This is a genomic window from Mesorhizobium sp. WSM4830 (genome assembly GCF_055811495.1).
Map to the genome: position 1 here is coordinate 72,664 of NZ_JBVVQI010000018.1, position 13,672 is coordinate 86,335.

Annotated in this window: 12 protein-coding genes; 6 read left to right on the forward strand and 6 right to left on the reverse strand. The window is 61.3% G+C overall.

All coding sequences use genetic code 11. The annotated features are described in order from the left end of the window. Positions 1–421 precede the first annotated feature (421 nt). Both AC0L2Y_RS22105 and AC0L2Y_RS22110 read left to right on the forward strand, forming a co-directional pair. On the forward strand, positions 422–1,213 hold the full coding sequence (locus AC0L2Y_RS22105) for a DUF1194 domain-containing protein (RefSeq protein WP_473559485.1): 792 nt from the start codon (positions 422–424) through the stop codon (positions 1,211–1,213). 1,296 nt (positions 1,214–2,509) lie between these two features. Then, positions 2,510–3,055 (forward strand): group I truncated hemoglobin, encoded by a 546-nt coding sequence (locus AC0L2Y_RS22110; RefSeq protein WP_473559487.1) that lies wholly within the window; start codon positions 2,510–2,512, stop codon positions 3,053–3,055. A gap of 97 nt (positions 3,056–3,152) precedes the next feature. Here the strand turns inward: AC0L2Y_RS22110 and AC0L2Y_RS22115 are convergent, their stop codons facing one another. The 5 genes from AC0L2Y_RS22115 to AC0L2Y_RS22135 form a co-directional block, all read right to left on the reverse strand. Beyond that, a complete protein-coding gene (locus tag AC0L2Y_RS22115) occupies positions 3,153–3,755 on the reverse strand; it encodes an SOS response-associated peptidase (RefSeq protein WP_473559489.1) in 603 nt (200 codons plus the stop codon). A 77-nt stretch (positions 3,756–3,832) separates the two neighbouring features. Further along, complete coding sequence (locus AC0L2Y_RS22120; RefSeq protein ID WP_473559492.1) at positions 3,833–4,090, reverse strand: hypothetical protein; 258 nt, start codon at positions 4,088–4,090, stop codon at positions 3,833–3,835. Positions 4,091–4,354: 264 nt separating this feature from the next. Continuing rightward, positions 4,355–4,831: a hypothetical protein gene (locus AC0L2Y_RS22125; protein ID WP_352488284.1), complete on the reverse strand. Its 477-nt coding sequence runs from the start codon at positions 4,829–4,831 to the stop codon at positions 4,355–4,357. A gap of 288 nt (positions 4,832–5,119) precedes the next feature. After that, positions 5,120–5,320, reverse strand: a complete 201-nt coding sequence (locus AC0L2Y_RS22130) for a CsbD family protein (protein ID WP_023719429.1) — start codon at positions 5,318–5,320, stop codon at positions 5,120–5,122. Between the two features lie 191 nt (positions 5,321–5,511). After that, the gene (locus AC0L2Y_RS22135) at positions 5,512–6,795 is read right to left on the reverse strand and encodes an ROK family transcriptional regulator (protein ID WP_473559494.1); all 1,284 of its coding nucleotides are present in this window, start codon (positions 6,793–6,795) and stop codon (positions 5,512–5,514) included. Positions 6,796–6,990: 195 nt separating this feature from the next. On the opposite strand from AC0L2Y_RS22135, the gene AC0L2Y_RS22140 reads away from it, so the two are divergent. From AC0L2Y_RS22140 to AC0L2Y_RS22155, 4 genes are all read left to right on the forward strand, one after another. Then, on the forward strand, positions 6,991–9,549 hold the full coding sequence (locus AC0L2Y_RS22140; protein WP_473559496.1) for an ATP-binding cassette domain-containing protein: 2,559 nt from the start codon (positions 6,991–6,993) through the stop codon (positions 9,547–9,549). 37 nt (positions 9,550–9,586) lie between these two features. Continuing rightward, positions 9,587–10,534: an ABC transporter permease gene (locus tag AC0L2Y_RS22145; RefSeq protein ID WP_473559498.1), complete on the forward strand. Its 948-nt coding sequence runs from the start codon at positions 9,587–9,589 to the stop codon at positions 10,532–10,534. A gap of 46 nt (positions 10,535–10,580) precedes the next feature. Beyond that, on the forward strand, positions 10,581–11,582 hold the full coding sequence (locus AC0L2Y_RS22150; protein ID WP_352488291.1) for a rhamnose ABC transporter substrate-binding protein: 1,002 nt from the start codon (positions 10,581–10,583) through the stop codon (positions 11,580–11,582). Between the two features lie 83 nt (positions 11,583–11,665). Then, positions 11,666–12,427: a glutamine amidotransferase gene (locus AC0L2Y_RS22155; RefSeq protein ID WP_352488293.1), complete on the forward strand. Its 762-nt coding sequence runs from the start codon at positions 11,666–11,668 to the stop codon at positions 12,425–12,427. 114 nt (positions 12,428–12,541) lie between these two features. Here the strand turns inward: AC0L2Y_RS22155 and AC0L2Y_RS22160 are convergent, their stop codons facing one another. After that, a complete protein-coding gene (locus tag AC0L2Y_RS22160; RefSeq protein ID WP_352488295.1) occupies positions 12,542–13,423 on the reverse strand; it encodes a YihY/virulence factor BrkB family protein in 882 nt (293 codons plus the stop codon). Positions 13,424–13,672: the final 249 nt, after the last annotated feature.

Below are 13,672 nucleotides of genomic sequence, written 5' to 3' on the forward strand. Positions count from 1 at the left end.
GTGACAGCAGGCCAGCGGGTAGCTCCACCCTGAGGGGGCATCATGCGCCCTCGAGGGAACCAAAAACCCTGGCGACGAAAGTGCCGCAAGGACGACCGCGGCAGTGGCTCGGCGCCGCGCCATTCCCTTTTCCGGTTGCCGCTTCGGCCACATGTTGAAGATCATATGCCTGCTAATTAGCACTAGTGCTGGAGCGTCCTCCTGTGCAGCCGTTCTCGCGTTCCGCTCCGGCATGCTGCCTACCCCGTGTCTCTCCCTCCATTTTGTTGACTTTTGAAATAGTCACAGCTAATATAGAGAAAGCTAATGTTAGGAGAGTAACCCCCTTTTATCTCAACTACTTGAGTTCCCTTCAGAATTAATAGAAGTCAGCGATCAACCGTCCCCCAGAGTTTCATAAGCTCATGAGGATAGATGGCAGATGCATGTCCTATCCTTTAGCGCACTGGTCGCAGGATTGCTGAAAATTGTGCTGGTCTCTGTCCAGTATACTCACGCTAATCCTTATACGAACGGTCTCTCTCCTGATGAAAATCGCGAGAAGGTTGTCTTTGACGATCCGATTAACGAAGTCGACGTCGCAATCGTTCTTGCGGCCGACATGTCCGGCTCCATCAACCACATAGAGGCCAAGCTACAGCGCGAGAGCTATGCCGCTGCTTTGGAATCAGCAACCGTGCTTAACGTGATCAAAGAGGGTATGCACGGCAAGATCGCCGTCACCTTTGTCGAATGGTCGAGCCGCGGCTCCTTGGAAACCAGGGTGGGCTGGACCATTCTTTCCGATGCAAATGATGCGGCCGTCATCGCTGAGGCACTCCGGAAGAAGTCGGAAAGGCGACGCTCTGGTCCGCGCGGATCGAATACGTCGATCTCATACGCGATCGACGCCTCTGTGGACGCCTTTGACAAACTGCCTGTCCCAACGTTGCGCAGAATCATCGATATTTCAGGCGACGGATCAAACAATGACGGAACGTCCGTCGAGGACAGCCGTCAGAGAGCACTCCAGAAAGCCATTGTAATTAATGGCCTTCCAATTGGCGCTGACGTTGAAAATGGTGAGACGACGACGGAATATTATTCGAGGCACGTGATCGGAGGACCCGGCTCGTTCGTCATTCCCGCCGACAGTGCCGCTGCCTTTCAATCGGCAATAATCAGGAAGTTAATTCGAGAAGTGAGTTCCGCCTCCGGCAAAGCACGTTCTTAGACGGATCCTGCGGTCTGCCCGACGAAGCTAAGAAAGGTTCGAGCGATTTTGGGGGGATCCAAAAATCGGCCAGGCTGATCTCGAAGCAAAACGGTAGTCGACGGCCCCGTTTAGGGTTCGAAGCAGTCTTGCCCAGGCTGCTGTGTCTGACGTGAGTCCAACGGTCCAGCCGTCCAAAAATCGGTCCGCACATGGCAGCCAGAGCCGTTCGGGCGGGCGCTCGAAAATGCCTGAGGTGCCAAGCATCTCGCCATGCCAGGAAAATGCCAAGGTCGAGGCACAGCTCGCGCTCGCACGCGCCATGATGCGCGCGGGGAAAGCGTTCTGGTCTGCCCCTGCCGCAGGCGGCGTAACAAAGCTTGCAGCCGGGAACAATCACTCAACCCTCGCGTTTCTTGCCAAGACCCGCCTCATTTCCACGGGCAGCGGGCCTCGAAGGCTCGCAAATGTCGCGCCGGCGTTTCAATCGCACTCGCCTCAGCCCTCACGATTTGGCTATTTGTGAACGCGTGTTTGATCAGGTTTGCGCAGATGAGCACATTGACCCTCTAAGCCTGGATGCCGAAGCCTTAGCGGTGATGATTGTCGCAATCTTCCGAAACGTGACCACCAATGAGCGCGAACTGCTGGAGGAAGTTAGGTCTCTTCGTCGCTCGAAAGGCACAGAGAAGGCGCACTAGCTTGCAGCGTTCCGGGGGCGAATTGGTCTGGTGCCGCTTTGGCACGGCCGTTTGGCATCTGAATTGCTCATTGAAACTAGCCAGAGTGTAGCCACCGAGCTTGCGAAGGGGATGGAAATGGGCTTAGCCGAAGACTTATCGGATGTCGCGCTCACATTCGAATGTCCGGATTGCTCGCATCCGGCGGTAAGAAAGGGCTCTGCACTAAGAGCGATCGCGCACTTCAAATGCGACGGGTGCAACGCAAAGGTGCGGATCACCTATCCGCAGAAGCTAGCGATCTTCGAAAAGCACAGGCTATTGGTCGCAGGCGACCGCCGCCAGCGAGGCCAGGAACACTACGGTGCCCGCAAAGATCGATAGGGCCGCCGATGCGGCCGAAGTGCCTTCGCGACCTCTGCCGCGTGCAGCGACGCGTGCTTAACCCTTCCTCATCCGCGCCGCCTTCGCCCTTTCTACGCATGTTGACCATGACAATGCGGCCAACCGGAATAATCCCGTCGCGGGGCTCGTTAGTTCATTAGACGATGCTAAATATGGCAAAGTGTCCGAATGTCACTTCATGCCGCCAGACCGGCTGCGGCTCGCTCTGGCCTAACCTCGAAGGGAACCAGGGATGAAAATTTCGACCTCTTTGACGAGACGAAGTGTTGTCGCCGGGCTGGCGCTGGCCGCCGCATCGACATCGGTATTGCCTGCCGACAAGGCGCTCGCGCAGACGAAGAAAACCACATCCGAGAAAAGTCTGTATGAGCGGCTGGGGGGCGTGTTCGCCATCGCAGCGGTGATCGATCATTTCAGCGACGCCGTCGTGAAGAACCCCATCGTCGGCCAGAAGTCCAAGAACCCACAATTGCGCAAATGGCACACCAAGAACCTTGAAAGGTTGCCCGGCCTCAAGTTCATGCGCACGCTGTGGGTCTGCGACGTTTCCGGTGGGCCCTTCAAGTTCGTCGCCACCAAGCCCGGCACGACGCCGCTCGGCCTCGAGGAGGCGCATCGCGACCTGCGGATCTCCCCTGCGGAATTCGATGAGGTCGCAGCGGAACTCGGGCGGACCCTGGATCATTTCAAGATTCCGAAGCCTGAGAAAACCGAGGTCCTGGAAGCTTTCGCCGCCCACAAGGACGAGGTCACCGCCGGCTACGTCAAGCCGGGCTGAAGCGTCTATACCGTATGGGCATTCGTTCTGAGCATGGCGCGCGTCGCTGTGACTATGCAGCGCGGCCGCAGCTCAGCGGGCAATTATCCGATGGTTCCTACTCCGAACCTGCCCGAGCTGTCTCCACTTGGAGCGACCCTTCCGGCAGCGGTCGCAGGAGTTCAGCCTCGGACCTCGTCAGGTGGATCCACGCCGCCCAGTCCGATGGCCGCAGCACAACCACTTGCCGGTTGTGATATGGCGCGACATCCGGGCCCGGCTCGGTCGTCAGCATCGTGAACGTCGGCGGCTTGTTGCCGACGCCCTCGCGCCACAGCCCGGCAATCGCCATGAACGAATGGCCATTCAGCGTGAATCTGTGCTTGGTTTTTGGATATTTCGCTCCCGTGAATTCGAAGAATGCCGACGCCGGAACGAGACAGCGCTTGCTGTTGCCGAACTGCCGGCCCTCCGAGCGAAAGTTGAATACAGGTCCGCCTTTTGGTCCGGCCGGGGGAAAGCCGAACGTCATCGACGCCAGTTCGATTGTGTCGCCTGTGTCGCCGGCGGCGCGCATTACCGGCGCGGGGTCGTTGATGTGGATGTCATCCGCCTGCGGCAGATCCAGTTCGGTTTGATGGCTGGGGATTTTGAGCGCCAGCGATTCCATCATCCGGCAATATTCGGCCCAGGCGATGTGCTGCTCGTAGTCATTGCACATGAAAGGGCTCCGCACGCTCGACCGAGATCAGTTCAATATAGCGTTTCGCGCCGATTGCTGGCGGATTTGATGTGAGCCTATTTGGGCCGGCGGGCGGCAGCGATGGCCTGCAACAGATTGATGCTGTTCACGTCGGGTTCACTGGATGCGGCAACGGCAAGTGCGGCGGCCTCGGCTATTTTCGCGACGTCGTTGCTGCTGATCGTTCCGCGCTTCTCCAGCAGATTTACAAGTTCGACAATGAGAAGAAAGGCGTTCACGCCATATCGTTCGGCTTTGAGCTCGAACTCGCCTCGAGCCAATTTCCCCGCGTCTCCTTCAGCCCGTTTGTCCACGTTGGCGTCCTCTCCTATGGCTACAAGCTATTAACGCTTAGCACGAATGGTTCAATCCTTCGAACTGGCCATACCTTCGCCAATTGCCGGGCATCGTGTCGCCGGTGGCAAGGGCATGGGTTCAGCCAAGGATGAGACCAACCAACAGAACGGTAAGAATAAAGGACAGCACGACGGCAAGTAGCCCGCATGCTTCCAAAGCGTTGGTTTGCCAAGCTTTCGTCGGGCGCCTCCGGTTTGAATTCCTGTTTCGCGAAACAAACTTCATCGGGCACCAGATCGGACGCGGAGCCGGCTTGAATTCGGCAAAGCGCTCCTCTTCATCGGCCCGGAAGGCATCTCCGCGAAACTCCGGAGCACCGTATGCGCGGCGCCGGCCTGCTTTTCATCGACGCGGGCCATCACCAGTACGACACCCTCTGCGATCTTCGGCTTGCGCGATTTCTGGGCAAAATCGGCAAAAGTTCCGAGAAGCACGCCGGCAAAGCCGCCCCACGCCGCACCGACCAGGGCCATCCCCGTCATCCCCGCAGGATCAACGCCTTGAGCTCCAAAAGCGCTTAAGCCGGCCAACAGACCGGCCGTCGCGCCAAGTGCGGCACCAGCAACCGCACCCCGCCAGAGAGCGCTCATCTCATCGTCGTAATATCCAGCAACGCTGATCGGTTCATCATTGTCGTTGTAAGATCCGACGACGCTGATCTGGCGGCGGCGAATCCCGGCAGCCTGAAGTCTGGCCACGGCACGTGCTGCCTGGGCATGGGAATTGAACAGTCTGCTGATTGTTTGCATTTACGCCCAGGCCCGGCGCTCGTTCGGAGCGTCGGGCCTCTCCTCCCTGGCTTTGAACTCTTCCGCCCGGACGCATCTTCGTCGCGCCAAAGCTCACCACAACGTGAGCCAGCGGGCTACGTTCCTCAGCCGGGGCTTCGGTCCAATCCTGGAGTATCTTGCTTGGGACCTAAGTCTGACCTGCTTGAGTGCAACGTTTCACCGGTGGTGAGCAGCAGACGGCCTTGCGTCCAAGGCTCAGCTGATGCTTCTGGACCAGTTATCAACCTGGCGCTCCGCCTCTTCCTTGGCGATGCCATATCGCTCCTGGATGCGTCCCAAGAGCTGGTCCCGGTTGCCCTCGATACGATCAAGATCGTCGTCGGTGAGGTCACCCCACTGCTCTTTCGCCTTGCCCTTGAACTGCGTCCATTTTCCCTTGATTTGATCCCAGTTCATATGTTCCTCCTTGCTTCCTGGGCCCGCACTAAGCGGAGCGCGGACCGATCGGCATTTCAATGTCGGTGACGAATGAAGATTAGCAGCCGCTAAAAGTTCCGGTGCCGGCGCAAAAAGCCCGCCGTGCCCGTGCCGGACTGCGAGCTGATGTTGATGCTATCCAGAGCTTGATTGCCGTTCGCAGCGCCATCCTATCCCGTTGAAGTCGCCGGACTTCTTGCTGGCTGGCTTTGGCCGGCAAGCCGCGAAAGGCTGCCCGGCAGCATTGTTCTGTCCTTGCCGATCATCAGCACGCCGCTGTCGGGCGCCAGCAGGGCCGAGAACGGCAGCATCGCCGCGCCGATCGGCGAAGCCTCGGGGCCGAATTGTCCCGAGACGATTTCCGGCGCCACGATGCCGATGGCGCTGATCCTGTTGAACTGGGTCTGCACCTTTGCCAGCAGCTCGAGATGGATCGGCCGCGGCAGGATGCTGTCGAGAACGATCGCCTCGATGTCGATGACGGAGGTGATGGCGATGATCGCCTCGACCAGCGCATTGGCGCAATCGTCGATCCATTCGGACAGCGGTTCGCGCGCCCCCGGCGGCAAGGGATCGAGTTCGCGCACGCGGTTGATCTCGATGCCGCGCGATTTGAGATGATTGACCAGCACATAGATCGAAGCGCGATGCAGCAGGCTCTGGTAGCGCGCCGGCTTGGCCGCCACCGAATCGAGGCTTGAAGGCGAGACCGGCAAAGGACCAAGCGCGGCGCTGTTGCCGTGCGGCCCGGTATGGACCTTGCCGCCTTGTACCAGTCCGCCGCCGACAAAGGTGTCGATCGAAATATGCATGAAGTCGCGGAAGCGCGCGCCGGTCCCCTGGATGAGTTCGGCGAGTGCGGCCGATGATGCGTCGTTTTCCACGAAGACCGGGGTCTTCGGCTTTGTGGCGAAGAACGTCGTCAGATCGATTGCTTCCCAGCGGCTGCCGAGATCGTCGGGAAAGCCGAGCTCTTCACTCCAGCCGCCGAGGAAATATGGCGAGGCGATGCCGACGCCGACGATGCTGGCATCGCCAAGCCCCTCGACCAGCTTGTCGAAATTGGCCAGCGACATGTTGCCGGCCTTGAGCACCATGTCGGGATCCGGAAAGCGATATTCGTGCGACTCGCGCGAGCGGACCTCGCCGGCAAAGTCGACGAGCACGGCTTCCAGCGCGCGCCGGCCGATCTTGATGCCGACGCTGTAGATGCGCTCCGGTGCAAGTCGGTAGAGAGTGGATGGCGATCCGCGTTGTCCGAACCTTTTTCCCACTTGCTTTACGAATCCGGACGATTCCAGCCCGTCGACAATGGTGGCGACCGCGGCCGGCGTCAGATTTGCGGCGCGCGCCAGATCGGACTTGGATGCCTCCTTCAGGCGGCGAATGGCATCAAGCACGAAGCGCTCGTTATAATGCCGCACCTTGACCGAATTGCTGCCTTTTCCGGACAAAACCGGCGCCTCCCCATTCATTCCCGCAGAGCCACTCCAGTCGCTTGCAGCGTTGAGGCTGCCGCGGGGTCGAGCACTCCAATCGCACCCGTGCGCGACGCGACAGTGCCCTTCGCGGCCATGGAAGTCAATTTTCCAGTTGCGGCATTCAGCCATTTAATATAGCAAATTGAAAAAAAGGACTATGGAGGAAAGGTGCTGCACTTGGGCGCATTAGGCGAAGCCGATGCCATGGTGAAGAGCGACGCGGCTGTCCCCGTTGCCCTGGTTCAGGCGACAAAAGCCTTCGGCGGCACGATTGCCCTCAAGGACGCGTCCTTCGAATTGCGCTCAGGCGAGGTGCTGGCTCTGCTTGGCGAAAACGGCGCCGGCAAGAGCACCTGCGTAAAACTGCTGGCCGGCGTGTATCTCCCGACCGGCGGCCATGTCGAAGTCGATGGCAAGCCTGTGGTCTTTCATTCGCCGCACGACGCCCAGGCTGCCGGCATCTCGGTCATGCACCAGCATCCCGGTCTTTTCCCGGATCTTTCGGTGGCGGAAAACATCTATCTCGGCCATATGCCGCGCGACCGCTTCGGCGGTATCGACAACGCCGCCATGCTTGCCGGCGCGCGCAGGGTGCTGGCGACAGTCGGCCTCGACGTGCCGGCCGAAACCCGGCTCGGAACGTTGCGCACCTCCGAACAGCAACTGGTCGAGATCGCCCGCGCCCTGTCGCTCGACGCGCGGGTGCTGATCATGGACGAGCCGACGGCCGCCCTGTCGCAGCGCGAGGTCGAGCGGCTGTTCACTGTCGTCGCCGACCTGCGGCTGCACGGCGTGGCGATGATGTTCGTCGGCCACCGCATGGACGAGATTTTCCGCATCGCCGACCGCATCGCGGTGCTGCGCGACGGGCGTCTCATTGGTGTCAAGCCGAAGGCCGAGCTTGGCCGCGCCGCCGCCATCGGCATGATGGTCGGCCGCGAGGTGACCGACCTCTATCCGCAGCGAAACCACGCCGCCGGCGCACTCGTGCTGGAGGCGAGGGGGCTTTCGCACGCCGGCGGCTTTTCCAATATCGACCTCAAGCTCCATGCCGGCGAGGTGCTCGGGCTCGGCGGCCTGGTCGGCAGCGGGCGGACCGAGATCGCGCGCGTGCTGTTCGGCATCGACCGGCCCGATGCCGGCGAAATCCTGATCGACGGCGAGGCTGTGCGCTTCGCATCGGCACGCGACGCCATGGATGCGCGTATCGCCTATGTCTCGGAAGACCGCATGGGCCAGAGCCTGGTGATGGATTTTTCCATCCTCGACAACGCCGTGCTGCCAGTCCTCGACAAGGCAGCCCGCTCCGGCGTCTACGGCACGAACCGCGCGATCGGACTGATTTCGGACTGGTTGAAGCGCATGAAGCTTCGCTTTTCCGGCTACGCGCAGCCGGTGAAGGAACTGTCGGGCGGCAACCAGCAGAAGGTGGTGTTGGCCAAATGGCTGCGCACCGAGCCGCGCGTCCTCATCCTCGACGAGCCGACGCAAGGTATCGATGTCGGCACCAAGGCTGAAGTGCATGCGATGATCGCCGACCTTGCCGGGCAGGGCATGGCGATCATCCTGATCTCCTCCGAAATGCCCGAGCTCATCGGCATGTGCGACCGCATCATCGTCCTGCGCGAAGGCCATCGGACGGCCGAATTCACCAGGGGCGAAGCCACTCAGGAAAAGGTGCTGGAAGCAGCGACCAAGGCCGGCCAAGGCGCCGATGCGGCGGCACAGGCCGCCGGCCAGGAGACAAGAAAAGGACCGCTCGACATACTGAAGCGGCGGGAGTTCGGCCTGCTCGCCGCGATGCTGGCGGTCGCCATCCCGGTCACCATCATCAACCCGCGCATGGTGAGCGCTGCAAACCTGACCGCCGTGTCGATGGATGCCGCCCTGCTCGTCGTTGCAGCACTCGCGCAGATGCTGGTGCTGATCACCCGCAACATCGACCTTTCGATCGCAGCGGTGATCGGCCTGTCGGCTTACATGGCGGCCAGCATGGTCCAGGCCTATCCGGGGCTCGACATCGGCATCGGCCTGATAACCGCATGCGCCGTCGGTGGCGTCGCCGGCCTGATCAACGGCCTCGTCGTCACCAGGGGAAAGATCCCGGCGATCGTCGTCACGCTGGCCTCGATGTCGATCTTCCGTGGCTTCAACTCGATCTGGGCAGCCGGCGACCAGATCAGCGCCGACGAAGTCACGCAAGCCTGGCTCGACATGACCGGCCTGAAGATCGCCGACGTGCCGCTGATCGTCGTCATTGCGGTCGTCATCCTCTGCTTGGGCTACGTGCTGCTCTATCGCACCGCCATCGGGCGCGAATTGTTCGCCGCCGGCTCCAATCCCGACGGCGCGCGTCTCATCGGCATCCCCGTCGACCGGCGCATCCTGCTGGCCTTTGGCATGGCCGGCCTGCTCGGCGGCCTGTGCGGCGCGCTGTGGGCATCGCGCTATGCGACCATCGACGCCCGCGTCGCGCTCGGCTTCGAACTCACGGTGATCGCGTCGGCGGTGGTCGGTGGCGTCGCCATCCGCGGTGGTTCGGGCACGCTGCTCGGTATCATCCTTGGAGCCCTCACGCTGCTCGTCATCAAGAACGGGCTGACGCTGGTGCGCGTCGATCCGCTGTGGCTGCAGGGCGTCTACGGTCTGGTTATCCTGGTCGCCATCGGCATCGACACCTTCATCGTGCGGCGCGCCGAGCAGGCAAGACAGGCGAGGGCGCGGTGAAAAAGTTCCTCCGTTCGATCGACTTCGGGATCTGCTGTTGGCGACCTCTTGCCTGGCCATCTTCCTCTATGCCGCGATCTTCGTGCCGAATTTCGTTTCCGGCTTCAATCTCTCGCAGCTCGCCGCCAGCGCCTCGGAAAAGGCATTGCTGATCCTGCCGATGACGCTGCTCATCATCACCCGCGAGATCGACCTGTCGATCGCCTCGGTGCTGGCGCTGACCTCCGTCGTCTTTGGCTTGCTGGTCCAGGCCGGTGTGCCGACGCTTGCCGCAATCCCGCTGACGCTCGCCATCGGCGGCCTGCTCGGTGCTTTCAACGGCTATCTGGTCTCGGGCCTTGGACTGCAGTCGTTGGTTGTGACGCTCGGCACCATGGCGCTCTATAGAGGCATTGGCTACATCCTGCTCGGCACCGGCTCGGTCAACATCCTGCCGCCCGCGGTCGTCGATTTCGGCATCAACAGCCTGCCTGGCACCGAGATACCGTGGACCATCGTCCCCTTCCTGGTGCTGGCGCCGGTTTTTGCGGTCGTGCTGCAGAAGACGCCGACCGGCAAGCGCATCTACGCGCTCGGCGGCAGCCCTGAAGTGGCGCGCTATTCCGGCATAAACACGCGCCGGATGGTGCTGAACCTGTTCGTCGTCTCGGGCGTCGTCGCGGCGATAGCCGGCATCGTCTATACCGCGCGCCTTTCCAACGCCCGCGCCAACAATGCGCTCGGCATGGAGCTCGACGTCATCACCATCGTGCTGCTTGGCGGCGTCAGCGTCTTTGGCGGCAAGGGCCGCCTGACCGGCGTCATGCTGGCACTGGTCCTGATCGCCATCATCCGCAACGTGCTGGCGCTGAACCAGATCGGTGGCGACGCGCAGGGCATGATTATCGGCCTGCTTCTGATCGGCTCGCTGCTGGTCGGCAATTACTGGCGCTCCACACAGGAGATGCTCAGCAGATCCCGCGCAATGCGCGAGACAAAGGGGTGATCTCGGGCCCCTTCCTTCAAGCCCGAATTTTGACGGAGGAGTCACAATGAAAGCGTTTAGATTAGCCCTGCTCGCATCCGCGGTTCTGCTTGCGCCAACGTCGCTGGCCTTCAGCCAGGAGTGCGCCAAGGAACCCGTAACGGTCGGTTTCCTGCCCAAGCTCGACACAGACCCCTACTTCAAAGTGGCCTTCGGAGGCGCACAAGAGGCAGCCAAGGAAATTGGCGGCACCGCTACCCAGGTCGCCCCATCGCAGGCGACCGCCGAGGCGCAGATCGAATTCATCAACAGCCTCGTGTCGCAGAAGGTCGGGGTCATCGCAATCGCCGGCAACGACGCCAATGCCGTTGCGCCTGCGCTGAAGCGCGCCGTTCAGCAGGGCGTCAGGGTGATTTCGTATGACTCCGATGTGGCCGCCGATGCCCGCGCGGCATTTGTCAATCAGGTGAAGGGCGACAGTCTCGCCGAGATGATGCTGGAAAGTGCATTCGCCCTCAGCGGCGGTGAAGGCGAATTCGCGATCCTGTCGTCGACGCCGACGGCAACCAACCAGAACGCCTGGATCGACTTCATGAAGGCGAAGATGGCGGCCGAGCCGAAGTTCTCCAAGATGAAGCTGGTGCAGGTGGCCTATGGCGAAGAAAGCGAACAAATCAACCAGCAACAGGCGTTGGCGCTGGTCCAGGCGTTTCCGGATCTCAAGGTGATCATCGTCCCGGCTGGCATCGGCCTTCCGGCGGCCGCGCGAGCACTCGAGGAGGCGGGCATGATCGGCAAGGTCAAGCTGACCGGCCTCGCGCCGGCCACTCTGATCTCGAAATACATCAAGGACGGGGCGGCTCAGGATATCTGGTGGAACGTCACCGATCTTGGCTACCTTACCTATCAGACGGCCCAGGCGCTTGCGCAGTGCAAGATCACCGGCAAGGAGGGTGAGAAGTTCACGGCAGGCAGGCTCGGCGAATACACGATTGGCGCCGGCGGCGAACTGATCCTTGGTCCGGCCAAGATCGTGACCCCCGAAAATCTGGCCGAGTTCAAGTTCTGATCCTATAGATCTTGAATTCTAGGGGCGCCGGTCCATCCGGCGCCCTTCCTAAAACCTCTCGAATGAAAACAGTGCGGACGGCAATGAAGATATTGCTTGCAGGCGAAACCTTTGCGGCGACGACCTCGGTCGCCATCGGTAGTGATGTGCTTACAAGTGCGGCCTCGACAAATGGTGCAACGGCCTTCAATGCCGCGCTGGCCACTGAAGGCATCGCCGTCACGCAGATCGGCGGCGAGCGTTGCAGCGCGGAGTTTCCCTATGACCTCGATGGGCTCGCCCAATATCAGGCGGTGGTGATCTCCGATGTCGGCGCCCTGACATTGCTGGTGACGCCGGATGCCCGCGCCGGGCGTGTCGGCGTCAACCGCCTCGATCTGCTCAAAGCCTATGTCGAAGCTGGCGGCGGTCTGATGCTGGCCGGCGGCTATATGGGCTTTCAGGGCATGTTCGGGACAGCGCGTTTCCACGACACCCCGGTCGAGGACGTTCTGCCGGTCCGTTGCCTGCCCTACTGCGACGGCATGGAGGTGCCGCAAGGACTGCAGGCCTCCATCCTGCAGTCGTCACATCCGATTTTTTCCGGGGTGGAGGGGCCGTTGCCGCCGATTCTCGGCATGAACAAGCTGGAATTCAGGCGCGACAGTTCGTCCCGGCTTCTGGCGACCTGCCACCATCGCGGCACCGACTGGCCGCTCCTTGCCGTCGGCAGCCATGGCCGCGGCCGCACGATTGCCTGGGCAACCGATATCGGCCCGCATTGGCTCTCGCAGGATTTCCTCGGATGGCCGTTCTACGGAAGACTGATGGCGAACATGGTCCGTTGGCTCGCCGGCAATGAATGAGAAAGCTGGACACTAGGTTTGATCGGTGCAGTCCGCCTGCCGCTGCCTCCGCTGCCTCGCGAGGCGCCGGTGACCAGCACCACCTTACCGGCCAGGTCGAATATCGGCGTGAATTCATTTGTGATGCGATTCCACCTTGTTCTTCAAATCGGACCGGCTGCCGTGTCGAACCGAATAGGCTCGCGTGAATTCGGCGCCCAGCAGAAATATCTCCGCCGAATAATAGACCCATAACAGCACGACGAGCAGGGCGCCGGCCGCGCCGTATGATGATGAGATGGCGCTGGTTCCGATATACCAGCCAATCAGCGACTTGCCGATGGTGAACAGAAACCCGGTGACCACCGCGCCGATGCCGACATCGCGCCATTGCAGGCTGCGGTCGGGCAGCACCTTGTAGATCGCGGCAAACAGCAGCGTGATCAGGGCAAACGACACGATCCCGTTGATGGCGCTCAGGATGATGGTGCCGAACGGCAGATAGGCGTTGATGATGTCTCCGAGCGCCGAAATCACGGCGCTCACAACCAGCGACACCAAGAGCAGAAAGCCGAGGGCGGCGACCAGGCCCAGGCTTGCAATGCGTGCCCGGACCAGCCGTGAAATCGTTGCCCCGCTCGGTTTGACTTTCCAGATTTCGTTCAGCGCCAGCTGCATCTCGCCGAACACGCCGGATGCGGCAACGAACAGCGTGACCAGCCCCAGAATGCTGGCAACGGTTCCCGCTTCCTTCTGCGAAGCGTTTTCGATCGTCGCCTGCAGCAGCTCGGCACTTTGCGGCCCCATCAGGCCGGCGATCTGTGCCGAAAGCGCGAGTTGCGCCGCCTCGTGCCCGAAGGCCATGCCGGCGATAGCGACAATGATGAGCAGGATCGGCGCGAGCGAGGTCGTGGCATAAAACGCTATCGCCGCCCCATGGCTCAGCGCATTGTCATCAATGAAGCCGAGGACGCTCTGCTTGAGAAGCCTCCAGCCCTCTGCTGCCAAAATCCACATGTGGGCCTCGCATGCCTGTCAACAAACAAGTAGCGGCGGCGCAGCGCTGGGCGAGGGGCGAGAGGCCGGCGGGACAGGAGGGGGCGTGGAACAGCATGACATTCCTGCCTCCCGTCCCCACGACAAGAACACCTCTTGCCCGAACACTTGCCACGCGCCGGCCATCATGATGCCATGCCGTTGCGGAAGATGGCGCGCTGGGTTTGGGGTGGGCGACGATGCTGTTTCCAGGGGCAACGGGGCGCATAA